This window comes from Bradyrhizobium diazoefficiens (assembly GCF_016616885.1).
Classification (GTDB): domain Bacteria; phylum Pseudomonadota; class Alphaproteobacteria; order Rhizobiales; family Xanthobacteraceae; genus Bradyrhizobium; species Bradyrhizobium diazoefficiens_F.
This window is the reverse complement of record NZ_CP067102.1, coordinates 7,335,563-7,354,018: the sequence shown is the minus strand read 5'-3', so window position 1 is coordinate 7,354,018 and position 18,456 is coordinate 7,335,563. Positions and strand designations below refer to the sequence as shown.

Sequence of the window (18,456 nt, the reverse complement as noted above, 5' to 3'; positions counted from 1 at the left end):
AGGAGCGGCGGATGGTGCGGTAAAACCCTGGTCCTACGTAGTACGCATAGCCACTCACCTTGGAGCAATGCGATGCGTACGATCTTGGCTTTGGGTGTTCTCGTCGCCCTGACCGCCTCGGTTAGTGCGGGGACCGTGCATCATCGACACCATGTCGCCCCTGCTGGCCAGACCTTCGTCCCCCAGCTCACGCCGCGCGCGGCTGAGGGCTTCGCCTATGCTCCTCGCCCAGTCCCGTACTCGGCGCCGGTCGAATACAGCAATCCCTATCAGAACTGGGGCGGCTGACCGCCGCAAGAGACAAAACGGCCGCCAATTTGGCGGCCGTTCTGCTCTGCGGATCGGACTTGCTCAGGCGTAATCGCTGCCGCCGTCGTCTCCGCCGCCGAAGTCGCTGTCGTCGGCGAGGTCCGTATTGCCGTTGCCGTTGTTGTCGTCGTCCTGATCATTGCCGTCGCGATCGTTCGAGGCCTGGTCGAACAAGCCTTGGTGGGAATCTTGGCGCGAATCCCGGTTCGATCCGATGTCGTTGAGGCCGGCATCGCGCGCCAGCGAGCCGCCGGACTGGTCGCCACCACTCCACGGGCTGCCGCCACCGCGTTCCTCGATGATCGTGGTGTCGCCAAAAGCCTGGTGCGATCCGCCGCCCATCATGCCGCGGATGCTTGAGAGCAGCAGCGAGCCGCCGACCACGCCGGCCGCGGCCGCCGCTGCCGTGCCCAGGAACGAGCCGCCGCCACCGCCGACCGGCGGGGCGCCTTGTCCGTAACCCTGGCCTTGCCCGTAAGCCTGACCATAAGGCGGCTGGCCATAGCCCGGCTGGGCCTGCTGCATCGCCTGGCCGCTGTTCCAGACCGGTCGAGAGTCGCGCGGCGGCACGTTCGGAACCGAGCCGCGGGATGGGCTCGAGCCGAACAGCGTGTCGCGCATGGTATCCAGGAAGCCGCCGGACTGGGCCTGCTCGGGCGCATGGGCCGCTTCCAGCTCCTGGATGCGGTCATGGGCGCGCCTCAGCGCTTCGTCCTGCAACAGCGTGGTCTGCACCAGCGCATAGACCGCGCCGGGCGCCTTGCGCAGCCCGTCCGAAATCGCGGCGATCGCGTCGGGATCGCGCGGTGCATTTTCCAGTTTCGAAAGCCGGTCGAAAAGCTCGTCGACGAGTTGGCGTTCCTGCGGCGTCATGGTCTGTCTCCCTCGCGCGAAACAAGCGCAACCGGGATGTAGGGTTCCATTGTGGCCCCAACAGTGGCGGCTGGATTAAATTTCGGTATGCGACAGACTGCCTCGCGGCCCTCGCTTTCGCCGGTTTCATTCCAATGTCACGTGGCTGGCCGCGAGCAGCTGCGCGAAGGCGTCGCTCGCGAGATAGGCATGCTCGCGTTCCCTGACATCCGTCATTGGGTCGAGGCCGGTAAGGACCTCGTCGACGAAGCCGGGATGGCACATCACGAGGCCGCCCTCGGGGAGACCTTCCAGGAACTGCCGCATCAGATCGCCGAAATCGGCCGCGCGCGTGAAATCATAGGCGCCGGCAAAGGCGGGATTGAACGCAAGACCGGCGCGCCCCGCGCGGCGGCGGAATTGTGCGCTGAGGACATCGAGCAACATCGCTTTTGGTGAAGTGAGCCGTTGCGCCAGCGGCAGGTCGCGTCCGCCCTGGCGCACCCACGCGTGAGGCGCTGCCTCGCTGACGGCATCGACGAAGCCGTCGCGCACTTGCGGAAACAGCTGTACATGCTGATGGCCGTCGACGAAGTCGGGCGCGCGGCCGAACGCTTCCGCGAAGGCCGCCTGCTGCGCTCTCACCTCGTTGCGAAAGAATTCGCGGTCGAGCCGCCGCATCAATCCGGCGCGCAGCAGTTTTGGAAAGGCCATGAACATGTCGCCGTCGAGCGGACGGAAATGCATGGTGAGGGGGCGGAACGGCGCCGACAGCGTCACATGCAATCCGATCGCGCAGCGCGGGCTTGTCTTCGCTGCGGCCTGAAGCGCGTCGATCTCGCCATGCTCGATCGCGGGGCCGACCATCATCACCGAGGTCGCGTTGAGGCGGCCGCGCTCGATCAGGTCGCGGATGGCGCGGTTGACGCCCGGGCTGATGCCGTAATCGTCGGCGCAGAGCCAGATCCGCCGCGGCGTAGCCGCCGCGCTCATTCGGCCGCGGTCCTGTTCGATGCCTTGTCGGCTTCAAAATGCTTTTCGCTATGTTCGGCGACGAAGTAGATCGGACGCGCCTTCAGCTCGGAGAGGATCTTGCCGATATATTCGCCGACGATGCCGATCATGATGAGCTGCACGCCGCCGATCGTCATCAGGCCGATCACGAGCGAGGGATAGCCGGGCACCTGCTTACCGGTGGTGAAGACTTCCCAGAGGATCGAGAGGCCGAACAGGAAAGCGCCGCCAGCGAGCAACACGCCGAGCAGGCTCGCAAAGCGCAGCGGTGCGACCGAGAACGAAGTCACGCCTTCGATCGAAAGACCGAGCAGTCGCGCGGCGCTGAAGGTCGTCACACCATGGATACGCGGCGCCGGCTCGTAGTCGACGCGGATCTGGCGAAAGCCGATCCAGCTTGCAAGACCCTTGAAAAAGCGGTTGCGCTCCGGCAGCTGCCTGAGTGCCGCGACCGCGCGCGGCGACAGCAAGCGGAAGTCGCCGGCGTCTTCCGGGATCTTCTGGCGCGCGCCCCAGTTGATCAGCGCGTAGAAGCCGCGCCCGGCGAGACGGCGCAGGAAAGGCTCGTTGTCGCGATGCGCCTTGGCCGTATAGACGACGTCATAGCCGTCCTCGATCCAGTGTCGCACCAGCTGTTCGACCAGCGCTGGTGGATGCTGGCCGTCGCCATCCATGAACATGACCGCGCCGAGGCGCGCGTGGTCGAGGCCGGCCATCAGCGCGGCCTCCTTGCCGAAATTGCGCGACAGCGAGACCACCTGGACGTCGATCGCGTCGGCCGGCAGCGAACGGGCGATCGACAGCGTCGCGTCCGCGCTGCCGTCGTCGACATAGACGACTTCGCAGGCAAGCCGGTAGCGCTGCCGCAAGGTCCTGGCGATATCGCAGATGCGCTGGTGCAGCACGGCGAGGCCCGCCGCCTCGTTATAGACAGGGACGACGATCGACAGCCCCTTCGCGGCATTCGCTGCGATGGTGGTCAGGCCGGAAACGTCAGAGCCCAGCGTCATCGATCAAGGTTCCAGAGGCGTCGAAATCATCTCAGCAGCATATGGTAGCTGCCACTTGCTGTCGCTACGCTGAACGGACCTGAGGCTCACGGCCGCAGGAACGCTTCGAGCTTGGCGAACAGCGGGTTCTCCCGGTCGAACACGTAGTCGAGCGAGACCGCCGAGACCGTCTCGGCGCCATGGTCGCGCAGGAAACTCGCGAGCGCATAAAGCTGTCCGGGCGGGCAGTGCAGCGTGAGCATGCCCGACGAGGTCGGTCCGCCGAACGGAGCCTCGACGCCGAACCGGCTGTGAGCCTCAGTGAGCAGGGCGGTGTCGCACTGCCGGAAGCGGGTCCGGACCTCGCGGTATTTGTTGGCCCGGGCCCGGGCCGCGATGTGGTCGAGAATGACGCGGGCGGTCTCGCGGGCCTGCGGCGACCAGTCGGCCTCCTTCGAGGCGACCAGATTGGCCTGGCTGCGCAGGATCACGCCGTCGTCGAGCACCCGCAAGCCGTTTGCGGCGAGCGTTGCGCCTGTGGTGGTGATGTCGACGATCAGCTCGGCGCTGCCGGCCGCCGGCGCGCCTTCGGTTGCGCCCGTGCTTTCGACGATGCGGTAATCGGTGATGCCGTGGTTCTGGAAGAAGCTGCGGGTGAGGTTGACGAACTTGGTCGCGACCCGCATCCGCATGTGATGCTGCTCGCGGAAGCCGGTGGTGACGTCGTCGAGATCCGCCATGGTGCGGACGTCGATCCAGGCCTGCGGCACCGCGACCACGACGTCGGCATAGCCGAAGCCGAGCCCGTCGATCAGCGACACGTGCTTGTCGGCGTCGGCGATATTCTCGCGCACCAGGTCTTCGCCGGTGACACCGAGATGCGCCAAGCCGCGGGCGAGCTGCGATGCGATCTCGCTCGCCGAGAGATAGGCGACCTCGACATTGTCGAGGCCTGCAAGCGTGCCGCGATAGTCGCGGGCGCCGCCGGCCTTCGACAGTTTCAGCCCGGCACGGGAGAAGAAGGCCTCAGTGTTTTCCTGGAGGCGACCCTTGGAGGGAACGGCCAGAACAAATGGCGCGCTCATGACTTAAGCTCCCACCTTGCGGCCGATCCTGGTCAGCGCGTCCACCCAGACCGAGAAGCCGACGGCCGGGATCGGCGCCGGCGATCCGAGCTGGGTCATCAGTCCATCATAGCGGCCACCGGCAACCAGCGGCTCGGCGCCGTTGCCCTTGTGATGCAGCTCGAATTCGAAGCCGGTGTAGTAATCAAGGCCGCGTCCGAACGCTGTCGAGAAGCGCGTATTCTTCACGTCGATGCCGCGCGCCGCCATGAAGCCGATCCGGCTCTCGAACTGGTCGATCGCGCCGGCAAGGTCGAGCTTTGCGTTAGCGGTCAGCGCGCGCAGCTCGGCAATGGCATCGTCCGGATTGCCTGAGATCGACAGGAAGCGCTTCAGCACGGTGATCGCCTCGCGCGGCAGCGCGCCGCCCTTCAGCGTCGACTGCTCGAGGAAGCGGTCGGCGATCTCGGCCGTGGTGCGCCCACCGACATTGATGGTGCCGGCGATCGACATCAGATCGGTGACGAAGGCCAGCGCCGCCTTGCGATCGGAGCCGGCGAGCGCGGCCAGCACGCCCTCATATTCGCTGCGCGTGGTTGCGGTGGTGCGGGCCAGCCCTTCCAGATCCTGTTCCAGGCTGATCTTGCGATGGAAGTCCTTGACCAGGCGGCGGCGCCAGACCGGATAAAGGTCGAGCGCGTCGAGCAATGCGTTGAACAGCGCCACGTCGCCGGTGCGGATCTCGACGTCGCGCACGCCGAAAGCGGCGGTCGCCTCCAGCGCCAGCGCCAGTGTCTCGGCATCCGCGGCAGCACGATCCTGGCGGCCGAACGACTCGATCCCGGCCTGAAGGAATTCACTGGCCTGTCCGCTGCGGTAGCGGAACACGGGACCCAGATAGCTGAACCCGGCCGGCTGGCCGGCGCGGCTGGAGGCGAGATAGTCGCGCGCCACGGGGATCGTCAGGTCGGGGCGGAGGCAGAGCTCTTCGCCGGACAGGTCCGTCGTCAGATAGAGGCTTTTGCGGATGTCCTCGCCGGACAGATCGAGAAACGGCTCGGCCGGTTGCAGGATGGCGGGCTCGGCCCTGACGTAGCCGGCCTGCGCAAACGACAACAGCAGCGTATCCGCCCAGGCGGCGGAGCCGGCAGCATTTGAGGTGGCAGTCGCGGTCATCTCGGGATCCATCGTCCCGGTGGAACCGGGCAGGCAAGGGGAGGCCAAAGGGGAGGCACAGGAATTGGCGCAGCCCTTAGCATGGCCGGAAAACGGTTTCGACCTCCAAAGGATCAATCGCTTAACGACTTTGGAGCCATCCGGACTATCCTGCCCGCAGTCGCCCCACCGGACTGGAGAGCAGGTAATTTAATACCCTATTCTGGATTCTCCGCGGCGCCAATTGCGCCGGGACGCCGCAAGGCTGTTTCGTGCTCGTTCAAGTCGGCTAGGGGCGTCTCCGCATCCGTCCGCAATCGATTGTCGCATACTCAATTTGGGTAGGCGAGATGATACGTTCACGGCTGCCTTCGTTTACAAGATAACTATTGGTTTCCGATTCATGCACAATGCTTCTGATATCATCCGGACGGTCTCGCGACACACGCTGGCCTACATGCTGTTTTCGATCAGCGAGATGTTCCGGAACTACGACGAATTCGATCCGATGGACCTTCTGATCGTTCATGCGATTCTCAATGCGAACGTCATCAACGTGATGAACGATCCGTCGCTGGACGAGGAGTTTTCCAGCATTCACACGGTCGAGCCGGATACGATCAAGCAGGGCGTGTCCCGCGCGGCACTCTCTCGCTTTCTCAGCCTGCCGCTGGAGACGGTTCGTCGTCGCGTGGCGGGATTGAAGAGGCGGAAGATTCTCGCTGAGACCAAGGCCGGGTTGATCGTGACCGAGCAGAACGCATTCAAGTTTGGCAACAACCACGAGCTACAGAAGACCAACATGCTGCTGCTGACGAAGCTGCTTCGCGATCTCAAGCGCGCCGGCATCAACGGACCGGATGATCTCAGTGCTGCCAAAGTCGTCGTGGCGACGAAGAAGGCGAAGTAAGCGGCACGACATGGATCAAAGCCATCTCAACATTGCTCGCGATGGGGTTCAAAAAGGCGCTGCGCAGCGCTTGTTGTCGTTCCAGGGGCTCAAGCCATCCTCGGCGCTCGAGCTCCAGTCGTATGACATCGATCATTTCGGCGACACTGAGAGATATGCCGGTGCGTCCAGCATGCCGTTGTCTGCCGGCTCGACTGCGATCATGCGCGCGCGGCTCAGTCTGCCGACCCTGAGCCTGTCATTGGTGCAGACCTTCCCGCGCATCATTCGCGGCTATCAGTTGGCGCACGCCGCCGCCGTGGTGGTGCCGATGGACCACGTGACCTCGACCCGCATCAATGGGCAGTCAATCGGCAGTTCGATCGTCATTCTGAAGGGCGCGTCCGATTGCCTGGTCTATGAGCCGGTCGGCCGTCTGATCGGCGTCGTCTACTTCACGCCGCCCGCGTGCGAGCCCTGGTCTCGACTGGATGGCTATCATCTGCTGAGCCCGGCATCGGACATGCTTGCCTCCCTGCGGAGCCTGATCTCCGTGACGCTTGAAACCGCCGCCAATGATCCGGACTTCCTGAACGAGCCGACGTCGCGAGCGGTTGTCGAACAATCGCTGCTCAGCGCGATCGACGGCGCCATCCAGACCAGCGTGGACAGCAGGTCCGTGCACGCCACGACGGAGAGCTATCTGCGGATCGTCGCCGGCATGGAAAGATTGATCCGGCACGATCTGACGATCTGGCTCAAGACGACCGAAATGGCCGAGCGGGTGGGCGTGTCGGTTCGGACCCTCCAGAGTGCGACGCAGGCCATCTGCGGCATGAGCCCGCATCGCTATAGCCGGGTCCTGCGCCTCTGGTCGGTGCGCCGGCAGCTGCGCACCGGCCCGGGACGGCGCAGCGTGAAGGCCTGTGCCATTGCCCATGGCTTCTGGCATTTGAGCGAGTTCGCGGCGAGTTACCGGGCGGCGTTCGGCGAGCTGCCGTCCGAAACTCTGCATCGATCCTTGCGGGAGCACGGCTAGCCGGGATATCGCGAGCTAATCGCCCGTGGCGCCCCAATCGCCCAGCACGGCCTGCACCAGCGCCAGCGCCGCCACTGCGGCCGTGTCGGCCCGCAGGATCCGCGGGCCCAGCGCCAGCCGCAGGATCCTGGGCTGGCGCAGCAGCAAATCCCGCTCTTCCTCGGCGAAGCCGCCTTCGGGGCCGATCAGGACGTCGATACCGTGCCCGGACGCGCGCGCCTGTTGCAGGCTCCGGATGGGATTCTCGACCTCGGCCGCCTCGTCGCAGAACACCAGCAGGCGGTCGGCGGGGCGCTGGCTGAGGTAGCGCTCGAGCGGCGCGGGTTCGGCCACGGTGGCGAGGCTCAGGATCCCGCATTGCTCGGCGGCCTCGACGACGTTGGCGCGCATGCGCTCGGTGTTGACGCGGGAGGCCTGGGTGAACCGGGTCTGGACCGGTTGCAGGATGGCGGCGCCCATCTCCACAGCCTTCTGGACGGTGTAATCGAGCCGGGCATGCTTGAGCGGGGCGAAGACGTAAGCGAGGTCGGGCAGCCGATCCTGGCGGCGGACTTGCTGGAGGATGACGAGGTTGTCGGGCCGCTTGCGGCCTTCGATTGCGGCCTGCCATTCGCCGTCGCGGCCGTTGAAGGCCAAAACCTCGGCGCCTGCGGCCAGCCGCAGCACATTGCCGAGGTAGTTGCTCTGGTCACGGTCGAGCGGAACCCTGGCATCCTGGGCCAAGGGGAGCTCGACGAACAGGCGGGGGGCGCGAAAATCGTGGGAGGGCATTGATCAAAAGTCCGATTTGCCGCCGTTCTTAACCGAAAGCAGCCGTTTCGGTAAATATTGCCAAATTGGTGCGTCGGCGCGCCGCGCTCTTGCCCTATTCGACGGGTTGTTAAGCCCCGGCGGGAATCGTAAAATCGCGAGCACGCTGGTTGCGCTTCAATTGGGAAGACGCCGAGCCCGTAAGCTCCTGCCGGAGAGACTATCTTGATGATCCGTCGTTTGATGGTTCCGATCACTGCCGCCATGGTCACCATGGGCGCCGTCGGCGCTCATGCCCAGGGGTTCCCGGCGCCGCTGCCGAACCAGGCCGCAACCAGTTCCGCGTTTCCGCCCGTCAACGGTTCGGCGCCAGTCGCCTCCGTCGGCGGTGCGCCGCAAGCCTCGTTCCCGACCAACGGCGCGGCCCCCATCGGTGGTGCCGGCGCATTCAGCGCGGCGCCGCCGACGCAAGGCGGTCCCGGCGAGGATTGCATGAAGGCGTTCATGCCGCTCCGCGAGGAGGCCGAGAAGCGCGGCAAGCTGATCAAGGCCGCGAGCGATCGTCACGCGCCGCCGGACGAGGCCTGCAAGCTGATCCGCAATTTCAGCCAGGCTGAGACCAAGATGATCAAATACATCGAGGTTCATGCCGCCAAATGCGGAATCCCGGCGAACGTCGGCGCCCAGATGAAGGACGGCCACAAGAACACCGAGGCCATGGCGACGAAGGTCTGCAACGTTGCGCAGCAGATGCAGAACCAACCGCGCGGTCCGGCCGGTCCGTCGCTGAGTGAGGTGGTGGGTTCGGGCTCGGCGCCGGAAGCCAATGCCGGCAAGAAGGGCGGCAGCACCTTCGACACACTCAACGGCAACGTCCTCACCCGATGAGCGACGCATCCGCCCGCGTTGCCGATTCCACCGGCAACTGGGTCGATACGCTCGCGCCGCAATGGGCGCGGCCGTATCTGCGCTTGTCCCGCTTCGATCGTCCGATCGGCTCCTGGCTGCTCTTGATGCCGTGCTGGTGGTCGGCCGCACTCGCGAGCGGCATGGCGCATGATGTCCATCGCCTGCCGCTTGTCATCGTGCTGTTCTTCATCGGCGCCTTCGTGATGCGCGGTGCCGGCTGCACCTGGAACGACATCACCGACCGCGACCTCGACGACAAGGTCGAGCGCACCCGCTCGCGGCCGCTGCCGTCGGGGCAGGTGACCACCAAACAGGCGCTGGCCTTCATGGTCGCGCAGGCCCTGATCGGGCTCGTGGTGCTCTTGCAGTTCAACCGCTTCGCGGTTCTGACCGGGATCGCCTCGCTTCTGATCGTTGCGATCTATCCCTTCATGAAGCGCATCACCTGGTGGCCGCAGATCGTGCTCGGGCTGGCTTTCTCCTGGGGCGCCCTGATGGGATTCGCCGTCACCTTCGGGCGCATCGACGTCACCGCACTGGTGCTCTATGCCGGCGCGATTTCCTGGGTGATCGGCTATGACACCATCTATGCGCATCAGGACGCCGAGGACGACGCGCTGATCGGCATCAAGTCCACCGCGCGCCTGTTCGGCGCACATACGCATCAGGCGCTGATCCTGTTCTATGGCCTCGCGGTGATGCTGATCGGTGTTGCGCTGGCGTCAGGCGATGCGCGCTGGCCGGCGTGGATCGGGCTTGCGGCCTTCGCCGCGCATCTGGCGTCGCAGATCATGCGGCTCCGGATCGAGAATCCCGAGCTCTGCAAGCGGCTGTTCTATTCGAACAAGTACGCAGGGGCGCTGCTGTTTGCGGGATTGCTGGTCGACGCGGTGATGCGAGCGGCTTAGTTCCGTGCGATGATCTCGCGTTCTTCGCGATGAACCGGCAGCTCGCGCGTCATGGCGGTGCGGCGGCGCATCAGGAATTTCGGACGGCGGTCGCGGATCGCGTTGTGGCGACGGCGACGCGGTGCCGGTTTGCGGGCACCTTCGTCGAGTTGCGGCAGCGCAAAGATCTCGCTCCAGATCGCCCAGGCTTCGGCGAGATCGTCGCCATCGGCACTGACCAGCAGCGGAACGGAGAGTGAGGGATCGCGATGCACCAGGACGAGGGTCTGCGCCTCGTCATTGCCGCGCAGCGCGACGCCGGTGAAGTCGCTGACGCGGACGTTGATCGCCATCTGCATGCCGCGGACAGCACGGCGCAGCACGACACGTTCGCGATGAAGCTCGATTTGCCTGGTGTAGCCGTCGGCGCGCGGATCATGCGCATCGAAGCGGACCGGAAGGGAAAGGGGGTCGAGCCGCAAGCTGCGGCTCGACCCGGCGGGGTTGGCCCCGCATGTTGCTGTTTGACGCCTCACGGCTTTAGTTCTCCCCGCCAGGATTATGTTCCCGGTCGATGCGAGCACCTTAGCGCGCTCGTTTCCGAAACCGCTTAAAAAGGCTGGTTAATCCAGCGTCACCGCCCGCCATGATTGACAAGACCTTGGCGCGCATGATTGACGAGACGTTGCGCGGAAGCCGCGAATCTGAGCGTTCTGCGGGCTGATAATGCTTGAAGTCCGCACCATTTGGGCACATCTGGTGTTCAGGGCCCCGACCGCCCCGAAACCTCCCGCGCCCCAACAGGATTTCGTTTGTGAACCCTTCACCAAGCTCGACGCTTTCGCCCCAGGACTCTTCAAAGTCCAATCGCGACCTGTTCGATCAGTCCGCGCTCTCCGATCTCGCGCAGCGTCTGGTCGAGGCGGCGAAGCGCGCCGGCGCGGATGCGGCCGATGCGGTCGCGGTGCGCGGCATCTCGCAAGGCGTCGAGGTGCGCGACGGCCGCGTCGAGGAATCCGAGCGGTCCGAGGGCGACGATGTCGGCCTGCGCGTTCTGGTCGGCCGGCGCCAGGCTGTGGTCTCGACCAATGACGCGAGCGGCGATGCCGTCACCAAGCTGGCCGAGCGCGCGGTGGCGATGGCACGCGTCGCGCCCGACGACAAATATGTCGGCCTTGCTGATCCCGCGCTGCTCGCGCGCGACTTCCCCGATCTCGATCTGCTCGATCCCGATGTGCCCGCAACTGCCGAGCTCGAGCGCCGCGCACTCGAAGCCGAGGCTGCCGCGCTCGCCGTGAAGGGCGTGTCGAAATCCGGTGGCGCCTCGGCCTCTGCCGGCATGGGCGGCATGGTGCTCGTCACCTCTACCGGTTTCCACGGCTCTTATCTGCGGTCCAGCCAGGGCATCTCGGCGACCGCGATCGTCGGTGAAGGCACCGGCATGGAGCGCGACTACGACTTCACCTCGGCGCCGCACGGGGCCGATCTGTTGTCGCCGGACCTGGTCGGCCGCTCCGCCGGCGAGCGCACGGTGGCGCGTTACAATCCGCGCAAGGTCGAGACCTGCAAGGTGCCCGTCGTGTTCGACCCGCGCGTCGCGGGCTCGCTGGTCGGCCATGTCGTTGGCGCCATCAACGGCGCCTCGATCGCGCGCAAGACCAGCTTCCTGAAGGACAAGCTCGGCCAGCAGCTGTTTGCCAGGAACATCCGCATCATCGACGATCCCCTGCGCAAGCGCGGCTTGCGCTCGCAGACGTTCGACGCCGAGGGCGTCGCGGTGAAGAAGACCGCGCTGATCGACGAGGGCGTGCTCACGACCTGGCTGCTCGATTGCGCCACCGCGCGCGAGCTCGGGCTCACCACCACCGGCCACGCCCATCGCGGCGTCTCGTCCTCGCCCTCACCGGGGCCGTACAATCTGCATCTCGAGCCCGGCACGCCGACGCCGGCCGAGCTGATCGCCGACATCCAACAGGGATTTTACGTCACCGATCTGATCGGCTCCGGCGTCAACGGCGTCACCGGCGATTACAGCCGCGGCGCCTCCGGCTTCTGGATCGAGAACGGCGAGCTCACCTATCCCGTCAGCGAGGTGACGATCGCGGGGCACCTGTTCGAAATCTTCAAGTCGATGCAGCCAGCCAACAATCTCGAGTTCCGCTACGGCATCAATGCGCCGACGGTGCGCATCGAGGGTTTGACGCTTGGCGGACGCTGACAGTCTCGACGCAAACGTTCTGACGCGCGACGCAGCGCTGCTGCAAGACACGGTGCGGGAGGCGGGTGCATTCGCACAGTCGATGTTTCGCACCGAACTGAAGAAGTGGATCAAGGGCGCGTCCTCGCCGGTCTCGGAAGCCGACATCGCCGTCAACGATCTCCTCGAAGCACGCCTGCGCGGCGCCACGCCCGGCTATGGCTGGCTGTCGGAGGAGAGCGTCGATGACGCCACGCGGCTGTCGCGGCGGCTGACCTGGGTGGTCGATCCCATCGACGGCACCCGCAACTATCTCAACGGCCATGACGAATGGTGCGTCAGCGTCGCGCTGGTCGAGGATGCCTCGCCGGTGCTCGCGGCGGTGTTCGCGCCGACCTGCGGCGAATTCTTTCTCGCCGCCCGCGGCCAGGGCACGCTGCTCAATGGCAAGCCGGTCCGGGCGACGGGAGGGACCGCGCTCGACTTTGCCCGGGTCGCCGGTCCGAAGCCGATGGTCGAGCGGCTCAATCCTAGCGGCGGCGAGATCAAGCTGCATCCGCGAATCGGTTCGCTGGCGCTCCGGCTCTGCCGGGTCGCCAATGGCGGGCTGGATGCGGCTTTTGCGGGGGGCAACAGCCATGATTGGGATCTTGCGGCGGCCGATTTGATCGTGCAGGAAGCGGATGGTAGGATGAGCGATCTCTCCGGAGATCCCATCCTCTATAACCGTCGGGAAGTGACGCACGGGGTGCTGGTGGCAGCGGGACGCGATCGTCATGCGAGCATTGTCGCGCATTTTCGAAACCGCCCCCTGGCCTGAAGCGCTTGTCGTCGTGCTTGTCGAACACTGCTTTGCCGGGCAGCCTCTTAGGAACCGAACCCATGTCAGATAGTGCCCCGCAACAACTGCTTCATCTCGTGATTGGCGGCGAGCTGCTCGACCTCGAGCACAACACCTTCAAGAACCTCGACGACGTCGAGATCGTCGGCCTCTATCCGAACTACGCGACCGCCCACGCCGCCTGGCGCGCCAAGGCGCAGAGCACGGTCGACAACGCGCAGATGCGGTATTTCATCGTCCATCTCCACCGGCTGCTCGACCCGAATCAAGAAACGAAGGCGCGTTGAAAAAACTGCTTCGCAATACGCTGCGGAGCAGCTGGTTTCAGCGTGCCGTCGGGGTCCTGGCGGCCGAATATCTGCGTTTGGTCTGGCGGACCAACAAGTTTACGTTCGATCCGCCCGATGTCTATGGCATCGTCGAGCCGCAGATCCCGGCGATCTTCGCATTCTGGCACGGCCAGCATTTCCTCACCCCGTTCATCAAGTCCAAGGAGTCCTACCGGGCCAAGGTGCTGATCTCCCGGCATCGCGACGGCGAGTTCAATGCGATCGCCGTCGAGCGGCTCGGCATCGGCCTCATCCGCGGTTCCGGGGACCACGGCGGCGCTTTCCACCGGAAAGGCGGCGTCGGCGCCTTCAGGGAAATGGTGTACACGCTCCAGGACGGTTGTAATGTCGCGCTGACCGCCGATGTCCCCAAGCGCTCGCGCGTGGCCGGCCTCGGCATCATCATGCTGGCACGGGAATCGGGGCGGCCGATCATGCCTTTCGCCATGGCGACCAGCCGCTTCATCCGGCTCAAGAACTGGGACCGCACCACCATCAATCTGCCGTTCGGGCGGGGCGCCCTGGTCGGCATCAAGGAAATCCACGTGCCGCCGGATGCCGATGCCGCCACCATGGAAGCGCTGCGGCAGGAGCTGGAAGACACGCTGAACGAAGCGACCCGCCGCGCCTATGCGCAGCTCGGTCGCGCGGGACCTGCAGATGGCTAATTCGCTGCCCCATGCGCTGCCCAAATCGCTGCCCATGACGCTGCGGATGTATCAGCGCCTGGCCACGGGCCTGGTGCCGCTCGCGCCTGCGCTGATCAAGCGGCGGCTGAAGCAGGGCAAGGAAGATCCCGCGCGCGTCGGCGAGCGGAGGGGTCTGTCTCAGGACGTGCGCCCGCACGGCCCGCTGGTCTGGATCCACGGCGCCAGCGTCGGCGAGGTCTTGGCCGCGGCCGCGCTGATCGAGCGCCTGCGCGATCTCAACCTGCGCATCCTGCTGACCTCGGGCACGGTCACCTCGGCCGCGGTCGTCGCAAAGCGTTTCCCGCCCGACGTCATCCATCAATACGTGCCGTATGATTCGCCGCGCTATGTCGCGCGCTTCCTCGACCATTGGAAGCCGTCGCTGGCGCTGTTCATCGAATCCGACCTCTGGCCGAACCTGATCCTGGCGGGGGCGGCGCGCCGGGTGCCGATGGTGCTGATCAACGGGCGGATGTCGCCGCGCTCGTTCCCGCGCTGGCGGCGGATGCACGGCACCATCTCGGCGCTGCTGTCGCGCTTCGACATCTGCCTGGCGCAGTCGAAGCTAGACGCCGATCGTTTCTCCGCGCTCGGCAGCCGCGACGTCGTCACGACAGGCAATCTCAAGCTCGACGTCCCGGCGCCGCCGGCCGATCCGGCCAAGCTCGAACGGCTGATGGCGATGACGCGCGGGCGGCCGATCATCGTCGCGGCTTCGACCCATCCGGGCGAGGACGAGATGCTGGTCGCCGCGCATCGCAACCTCGTCGGCTTTTTCCCGCAGCTTCTGACCGTGATCGTGCCGCGGCATCCGGATCGCGGCTCTTCGATCGCGGGGATGATCACGGCGTCGGGCCTGAAGCCGGCACTGCGCTCGCGCGACGAGCAGCTGTCGGCTACCACCGATATCTATGTCGCCGACACCATGGGCGAGCTCGGCCTGTTCTACCGCCTCTCGGCGATCGTGTTCATGGGCGGATCGCTGATCCGCCACGGCGGACAGAATCCGATCGAAGCGATCAAGCTCGGTGCGGCCATCGTCCATGGTCCGCACGTCTTCAATTTCGCCGATGTCTATGAGGCGCTCGATGGCAGGGGCGGCGCGCGCCAGGCCGACACCCAGGAGGCGCTGGTCAAGCAGCTCGGCCTGCTGCTGGCCGAGCCGACCGTGCGCGACAAGCTGCAGAGCGCAGGCACCGGTGTCGTCGCGGAGCTCGGCGGCGCGCTCGATCGCACCATGATGGCGCTCGAGCCGTATCTGATGCAGTTGCGGATCGAGATGGGAGCCGCCAATGCGTGAGCCGGCCTTCTGGTACCGGCCGCGTTCCCCGAAGTCGCATCTGCTCAGCCCATTGGGCGCGCTCTATGGCGCCATCACCGCACGCCGCATGGCGCGCAAGGGATTTGACGCCGGCATTCCCGTGCTCTGCGTCGGCAATTACCATGTCGGCGGCGCCGGCAAGACGCCGACTGTATTGGCACTGACGAAGCTGTTGCGCGAGCTCGGCGAGACGCCGGTGGTGCTCAGCCGAGGCTATGGCGGACGCTTGCACGGCCCGGTGATGGTCGATCGGATGCGTCACACCGCCGCCGACGTCGGCGACGAACCGCTGATGATGGTGCGCGATGTGCCCGTTGCGGTCGCGCGCGATCGCCTCGACGGCGTCGCGCTGGCCAAATCGCAAGGCGCCACCGTGATCCTGATGGATGACGGCTTCCAGAACCCGCTTCTGTTGAAGGATGCCTCGCTGATCGTGATCGACAGCGAGCGCGGCCTCGGCAACGGCAAGGTGTTTCCCGCAGGTCCGCTGCGCGCCCCGCTGAAGCCGCAGCTTTCGCGCACCGACGCGCTGGTGCTGATCGGCGACGGTCATGCCGCGGACGCCGTCGCGACCGAGATTGCCGCGCGCGAAAAACCGGTGCTGCGCGCGCGCTTGAAGCCGGATGCGGCCGCGGTCGCGCAGCTCTTCGGCAAGCCCGTTTTCGCCTTTGCCGGCATCGGCGATCCCGAGCGCTTCTTCCGCAGCTTGCGCGCCAGCGGCATCGAGGTCGCACGCACGCGCCCCTTCGCCGACCATCACATGTTCTCTCAGCCCGAGCTTGCCGCGCTCGCGGCCGACGCCCAGCGCGAGCAGCTCATGTTGGTGACGACGGAGAAGGATCTTGCACGCCTGCGCGGTACCAAGGGCGTGCCGGAAGGTATCGTGCCGTTCGCGGTTCAGCTCGAGTTCGACGACCCCGCCGCGCTCCGCCAATTGATCAGCGACCATCTCTACAAGGCCCGCGAACGAAGGTTCAGCAGGCGATGATCCCGTAGGGTGGGTTAGCCCTGCGACTGCGCGAAGCGCAGTTGCTGGGCGTAACCCACCATCTTCGTCCCGCATTCGCTGAAACATGGTGGGTTACGCCTAGCGGTTTGCGCTTCGCGCAATCCGCGGGGCTAACCCACCCTACAGCAGTTCGCCATTCAGCCGACATTCATCGCAAAGCCCTTATCGCTTCAGGGCGGTCCTGGAGAATGCGATGAAATTGCCTCTCGCGGCTGTTGCCGCAAGCCTTGTGTGTCTGATTGTCGCGCCGGTGTTTGCACAAACGACGCCGGCTCCCGCTGCTCCGGGCGCCGCGGTGCCGGTTCCCGCGACCAAGCGCGTAACCTGTCTCGCCACGACGCAAAATCTGAAGGGGCAGGACAAGCGCGACCAGATGCAGCTCTGCATGGCGCAGGCGCGGCTCGATTGCCTGAAGCAGGCGATCGATCAGAAGGTGGTCGGCGAGGCGCGGAAGAGTGCGATCAAGACGTGCGTGGGCGCGGATGGTCCCGAGCAGCAATAGCCACGCGGACGAAGCCTCACGACTGCGGCTTTGGCGCGTTGGGGAAATGCCGCTGCAGCACGGCGCCAGGCGTGGCATAGGCTTCCTGCAGGTCCACGCTCCAGTATTTCAGCTCGTCGAGCGGGATCCGCGTGTCGGTGATGGCGCAGCGCACGAACGTCCCCGGCGAGATCACGCGGAAATCGCCGTCGAGATATTGCACCTGCGCTTCACCATGGCCCGAGGGGCCGAACTTGTTCAGCACGGTCGAAAGTCTCCGTGGATGGGCCCCGTTTGGAAAACCTTGCGGGGCACGATGTGTTGGACCGGATGTAGCATAGATAGGGTAGCTTGTCCGCCCGTTAAACCCACCGGTTTGTGATGTTTTGCCGCCGTTTTCGCATGATAGTGCTTGAGACCGTTCGGCACCTCCTGCGACAGAGTCCGATGCGCCTTCGACTGACCGCCCTGTTCCTGACGCTCTCGATGTCTGCCGTGCATGCGTCGCCGGCGCCTGCGCCGCAGCAGGTCGAAATTCCGCTATCGTCCGGCGTCCTGCATGCGCAGCTCTTCAAGCCCGAGGGGGCGGGGCCATTCCCGACCGTGATCGCGCTGCACGGCTGCGGCGGCCTCGGCAGCCATTCCGATTCCGTTCAGCCGCGTTATCGCGACTGGGCCGAGCGGCTGCTCAGGGCGGGCAATGCGGTGCTGCTGCCCGATAGCTACGGCTCGCGCGAGTTGGGGCCGCAATGCCGCGTCAAGGACATCCACGTCACGGCGCGGCGCGAGCGCGTCACCGACATCGCGGCATCGCGCGCCTGGCTGATGAAGCAGACCTGGGTCGCGCGCAACCGCGTCAGCCTGATCGGCTGGGCCAACGGCGCCAGCGCGCTGCTCTGGGCGGTGCGCCCGCAGAGCGTGGCACGCGACGTGGGTCCGGACTTCCGCGCCGCGATCGCGTTCTATCCGGATTGTCGGATCTCCGCCGGCCTCGGCTGGAGCACGCGGGTGCCGACGCTGGTGCTGATCGGCGCGAACGACGACGTGTCCTCGCCGCCGGCCTGCCGCCAGATGGTGGACGGCGCGCACGGCCGCAGCGCGCTCGCGCGCATCGTGGTCTATCCCGGCGCCTATCACGATTTCGACCGCGCCAACACGCCGCTGCATGCGGCCGCCAGCAGCGCCGATGCCGCCGCGCCCGAGCACGGCCATCTCGGCACCGATTCCGAGGCGCGCGCGGAGTCGCAGAAGGACGTCGCGGAGTGGCTGGCGCGGTAAGCGGGGCCGCCCGAGGAACAGGGTGAGGCGGACAGCCCCGCATCGACCACCGCCCTGCACGGATAATGGCCGACCGTGAATCTACGGATCGCGCGTCACACCGGTTTCAGCGGATGTCGGTGCCTTAGTTCGACCATGATGTCGGCTAAACGCATCCTTCATGCGCAACCGCCTCGCCATCTTCTTGTCCGCACTGGTCGTCTTCACCATCGTCGTCTTCCTGTTCGAAGCCCGCGCCGGCGCACCGCAACTCGCGCCGGAACATTGCGGCTTCTGGACGACGATGGACGCCGGGTTGTCCTGCCGGTAGAGGCGCACCAATCTGCCACCGTCACCCTGAGGTGGCCGCTTCTTCAGCGGCCCTCGAAGGGCGACGGCCCGGCTGCATCTCGGCCGTTCATCCTTCGAGGCTCACCTTGCGATGCATTCGCATCGCAAACCTCGCACCTCAGGA

22 protein-coding genes are annotated in these 18,456 nt (G+C 65.8%); 14 read left to right on the top strand and 8 right to left on the bottom strand.

Annotation, left to right across the window (positions count from 1 at the left end):
- The first annotated feature begins 72 nt into the window (after positions 1 to 72).
- Complete coding sequence (locus JJC00_RS34295) at positions 73 to 288, top strand: hypothetical protein (RefSeq protein ID WP_200470165.1); 216 nt, start codon at positions 73 to 75, stop codon at positions 286 to 288.
- A 63-nt stretch (positions 289 to 351) separates the two neighbouring features.
- Here the strand turns inward: JJC00_RS34295 and JJC00_RS34290 are convergent, their stop codons facing one another.
- From JJC00_RS34290 to JJC00_RS34270, 5 genes are all read right to left on the bottom strand, one after another.
- Positions 352 to 1,182 carry a DUF2076 domain-containing protein gene (locus JJC00_RS34290; RefSeq protein ID WP_200470164.1) on the bottom strand — a complete coding sequence of 277 codons (831 nt, stop codon included), beginning with the start codon at positions 1,180 to 1,182 and terminating at the stop codon, positions 352 to 354.
- Positions 1,183 to 1,308: 126 nt separating this feature from the next.
- Positions 1,309 to 2,154, bottom strand: a complete 846-nt coding sequence (locus tag JJC00_RS34285; protein ID WP_200470163.1) for a ChbG/HpnK family deacetylase — start codon at positions 2,152 to 2,154, stop codon at positions 1,309 to 1,311.
- Complete coding sequence (locus JJC00_RS34280) at positions 2,151 to 3,185, bottom strand: glycosyltransferase family 2 protein (RefSeq protein ID WP_200470162.1); 1,035 nt, start codon at positions 3,183 to 3,185, stop codon at positions 2,151 to 2,153. Before JJC00_RS34280 ends, JJC00_RS34285 begins: the two co-directional genes overlap by 4 nt.
- Positions 3,186 to 3,271: 86 nt before the next feature.
- Complete coding sequence (gene hisG / locus JJC00_RS34275) at positions 3,272 to 4,249, bottom strand: ATP phosphoribosyltransferase (protein ID WP_200470161.1); 978 nt, start codon at positions 4,247 to 4,249, stop codon at positions 3,272 to 3,274.
- A 3-nt stretch (positions 4,250 to 4,252) separates the two neighbouring features.
- Positions 4,253 to 5,404 carry an ATP phosphoribosyltransferase regulatory subunit gene (locus JJC00_RS34270; RefSeq protein ID WP_200470160.1) on the bottom strand — a complete coding sequence of 384 codons (1,152 nt, stop codon included), beginning with the start codon at positions 5,402 to 5,404 and terminating at the stop codon, positions 4,253 to 4,255.
- A 382-nt stretch (positions 5,405 to 5,786) separates the two neighbouring features.
- Here JJC00_RS34270 and JJC00_RS34265 point away from each other — a divergent pair, with 382 nt between their 5' ends.
- Both JJC00_RS34265 and JJC00_RS34260 read left to right on the top strand, forming a co-directional pair.
- Complete coding sequence (locus JJC00_RS34265; protein ID WP_200470159.1) at positions 5,787 to 6,293, top strand: hypothetical protein; 507 nt, start codon at positions 5,787 to 5,789, stop codon at positions 6,291 to 6,293.
- Between the two features lie 202 nt (positions 6,294 to 6,495).
- The gene (locus JJC00_RS34260; protein ID WP_246774021.1) at positions 6,496 to 7,311 is read left to right on the top strand and encodes a helix-turn-helix domain-containing protein; all 816 of its coding nucleotides are present in this window, start codon (positions 6,496 to 6,498) and stop codon (positions 7,309 to 7,311) included.
- A 15-nt stretch (positions 7,312 to 7,326) separates the two neighbouring features.
- On the opposite strand, the gene JJC00_RS34255 is transcribed toward JJC00_RS34260, so the two are convergent.
- Positions 7,327 to 8,082: a 16S rRNA (uracil(1498)-N(3))-methyltransferase gene (locus tag JJC00_RS34255; RefSeq protein WP_200470157.1), complete on the bottom strand. Its 756-nt coding sequence runs from the start codon at positions 8,080 to 8,082 to the stop codon at positions 7,327 to 7,329.
- Between the two features lie 207 nt (positions 8,083 to 8,289).
- On the opposite strand from JJC00_RS34255, the gene JJC00_RS34250 reads away from it, so the two are divergent.
- Positions 8,290 to 8,949, top strand: a complete 660-nt coding sequence (locus JJC00_RS34250) for a hypothetical protein (protein ID WP_200470156.1) — start codon at positions 8,290 to 8,292, stop codon at positions 8,947 to 8,949.
- On the top strand, positions 8,946 to 9,878 hold the full coding sequence (ubiA, locus tag JJC00_RS34245) for a 4-hydroxybenzoate octaprenyltransferase (RefSeq protein ID WP_200470155.1): 933 nt from the start codon (positions 8,946 to 8,948) through the stop codon (positions 9,876 to 9,878). The genes JJC00_RS34250 and ubiA overlap by 4 nt, the downstream gene beginning before the upstream one ends.
- On the opposite strand, the gene JJC00_RS34240 is transcribed toward ubiA, so the two are convergent.
- Positions 9,875 to 10,393 (bottom strand): DUF6101 family protein, encoded by a 519-nt coding sequence (locus tag JJC00_RS34240; protein ID WP_200470154.1) that lies wholly within the window; start codon positions 10,391 to 10,393, stop codon positions 9,875 to 9,877. The two genes, ubiA and JJC00_RS34240, sit on opposite strands and share 4 nt — an antisense overlap.
- A 278-nt stretch (positions 10,394 to 10,671) precedes the next feature.
- Here JJC00_RS34240 and JJC00_RS34235 point away from each other — a divergent pair, with 278 nt between their 5' ends.
- The 7 genes from JJC00_RS34235 (at position 10,672) to JJC00_RS34205 (ending at position 16,745) form a co-directional block, all read left to right on the top strand.
- Positions 10,672 to 12,075, top strand: coding sequence for a TldD/PmbA family protein (locus tag JJC00_RS34235; RefSeq protein ID WP_200470153.1), 1,404 nt, complete (start codon positions 10,672 to 10,674; stop codon positions 12,073 to 12,075).
- On the top strand, positions 12,062 to 12,874 hold the full coding sequence (locus tag JJC00_RS34230; RefSeq protein WP_200470152.1) for an inositol monophosphatase family protein: 813 nt from the start codon (positions 12,062 to 12,064) through the stop codon (positions 12,872 to 12,874). Before JJC00_RS34235 ends, JJC00_RS34230 begins: the two co-directional genes overlap by 14 nt.
- 62 nt (positions 12,875 to 12,936) lie before the next feature.
- Positions 12,937 to 13,182 carry a DUF4170 domain-containing protein gene (locus tag JJC00_RS34225; RefSeq protein WP_200470151.1) on the top strand — a complete coding sequence of 82 codons (246 nt, stop codon included), beginning with the start codon at positions 12,937 to 12,939 and terminating at the stop codon, positions 13,180 to 13,182.
- Positions 13,179 to 13,892, top strand: coding sequence for a lysophospholipid acyltransferase family protein (locus JJC00_RS34220; RefSeq protein ID WP_200470150.1), 714 nt, complete (start codon positions 13,179 to 13,181; stop codon positions 13,890 to 13,892). Before JJC00_RS34225 ends, JJC00_RS34220 begins: the two co-directional genes overlap by 4 nt.
- Complete coding sequence (locus tag JJC00_RS34215; protein ID WP_433996470.1) at positions 13,885 to 15,213, top strand: 3-deoxy-D-manno-octulosonic acid transferase; 1,329 nt, start codon at positions 13,885 to 13,887, stop codon at positions 15,211 to 15,213. The genes JJC00_RS34220 and JJC00_RS34215 overlap by 8 nt, the downstream gene beginning before the upstream one ends.
- Complete coding sequence (gene lpxK, locus JJC00_RS34210; RefSeq protein ID WP_200470148.1) at positions 15,206 to 16,222, top strand: tetraacyldisaccharide 4'-kinase; 1,017 nt, start codon at positions 15,206 to 15,208, stop codon at positions 16,220 to 16,222. The genes JJC00_RS34215 and lpxK overlap by 8 nt, the downstream gene beginning before the upstream one ends.
- Before the next feature lie 214 nt (positions 16,223 to 16,436).
- Entirely contained in the window at positions 16,437 to 16,745 is a 309-nt protein-coding gene (locus JJC00_RS34205) for a hypothetical protein (RefSeq protein WP_200470147.1), read from the top strand.
- Positions 16,746 to 16,761: 16 nt separating this feature from the next.
- Here the strand turns inward: JJC00_RS34205 and JJC00_RS34200 are convergent, their stop codons facing one another.
- A complete protein-coding gene (locus JJC00_RS34200; RefSeq protein WP_200470146.1) occupies positions 16,762 to 16,989 on the bottom strand; it encodes a DUF2093 domain-containing protein in 228 nt (75 codons plus the stop codon).
- Between the two features lie 182 nt (positions 16,990 to 17,171).
- Between JJC00_RS34200 and JJC00_RS34195 the strand changes: the two genes are divergently transcribed.
- Positions 17,172 to 18,002, top strand: coding sequence for a dienelactone hydrolase family protein (locus JJC00_RS34195; RefSeq protein WP_200470145.1), 831 nt, complete (start codon positions 17,172 to 17,174; stop codon positions 18,000 to 18,002).
- A gap of 160 nt (positions 18,003 to 18,162) precedes the next feature.
- Positions 18,163 to 18,312, top strand: coding sequence for a hypothetical protein (locus tag JJC00_RS34190; protein ID WP_200470144.1), 150 nt, complete (start codon positions 18,163 to 18,165; stop codon positions 18,310 to 18,312).
- Positions 18,313 to 18,456: the final 144 nt, after the last annotated feature.

Coding starts and splice junctions, on each gene's coding strand:
- JJC00_RS34295 (WP_200470165.1), top strand. CDS start 73: ATGCGTACGATCTTGGCTTTGGGTGTTCTCGTCGCCCTGACCGCCTCG.
- JJC00_RS34290 (WP_200470164.1), bottom strand. CDS start 1,182: ATGACGCCGCAGGAACGCCAACTCGTCGACGAGCTTTTCGACCGGCTT.
- JJC00_RS34285 (WP_200470163.1), bottom strand. CDS start 2,154: ATGAGCGCGGCGGCTACGCCGCGGCGGATCTGGCTCTGCGCCGACGAT.
- JJC00_RS34280 (WP_200470162.1), bottom strand. CDS start 3,185: ATGACGCTGGGCTCTGACGTTTCCGGCCTGACCACCATCGCAGCGAAT.
- hisG (WP_200470161.1), bottom strand. CDS start 4,249: ATGAGCGCGCCATTTGTTCTGGCCGTTCCCTCCAAGGGTCGCCTCCAG.
- JJC00_RS34270 (WP_200470160.1), bottom strand. CDS start 5,404: ATGACCGCGACTGCCACCTCAAATGCTGCCGGCTCCGCCGCCTGGGCG.
- JJC00_RS34265 (WP_200470159.1), top strand. CDS start 5,787: ATGCACAATGCTTCTGATATCATCCGGACGGTCTCGCGACACACGCTG.
- JJC00_RS34260 (WP_246774021.1), top strand. CDS start 6,496: ATGCGCGCGCGGCTCAGTCTGCCGACCCTGAGCCTGTCATTGGTGCAG.
- JJC00_RS34255 (WP_200470157.1), bottom strand. CDS start 8,082: ATGCCCTCCCACGATTTTCGCGCCCCCCGCCTGTTCGTCGAGCTCCCC.
- JJC00_RS34250 (WP_200470156.1), top strand. CDS start 8,290: ATGATCCGTCGTTTGATGGTTCCGATCACTGCCGCCATGGTCACCATG.
- ubiA (WP_200470155.1), top strand. CDS start 8,946: ATGAGCGACGCATCCGCCCGCGTTGCCGATTCCACCGGCAACTGGGTC.
- JJC00_RS34225 (WP_200470151.1), top strand. CDS start 12,937: ATGTCAGATAGTGCCCCGCAACAACTGCTTCATCTCGTGATTGGCGGC.
- JJC00_RS34215 (WP_433996470.1), top strand. CDS start 13,885: ATGGCTAATTCGCTGCCCCATGCGCTGCCCAAATCGCTGCCCATGACG.
- lpxK (WP_200470148.1), top strand. CDS start 15,206: ATGCGTGAGCCGGCCTTCTGGTACCGGCCGCGTTCCCCGAAGTCGCAT.
- JJC00_RS34205 (WP_200470147.1), top strand. CDS start 16,437: ATGAAATTGCCTCTCGCGGCTGTTGCCGCAAGCCTTGTGTGTCTGATT.
- JJC00_RS34195 (WP_200470145.1), top strand. CDS start 17,172: ATGCGCCTTCGACTGACCGCCCTGTTCCTGACGCTCTCGATGTCTGCC.
- JJC00_RS34190 (WP_200470144.1), top strand. CDS start 18,163: ATGCGCAACCGCCTCGCCATCTTCTTGTCCGCACTGGTCGTCTTCACC.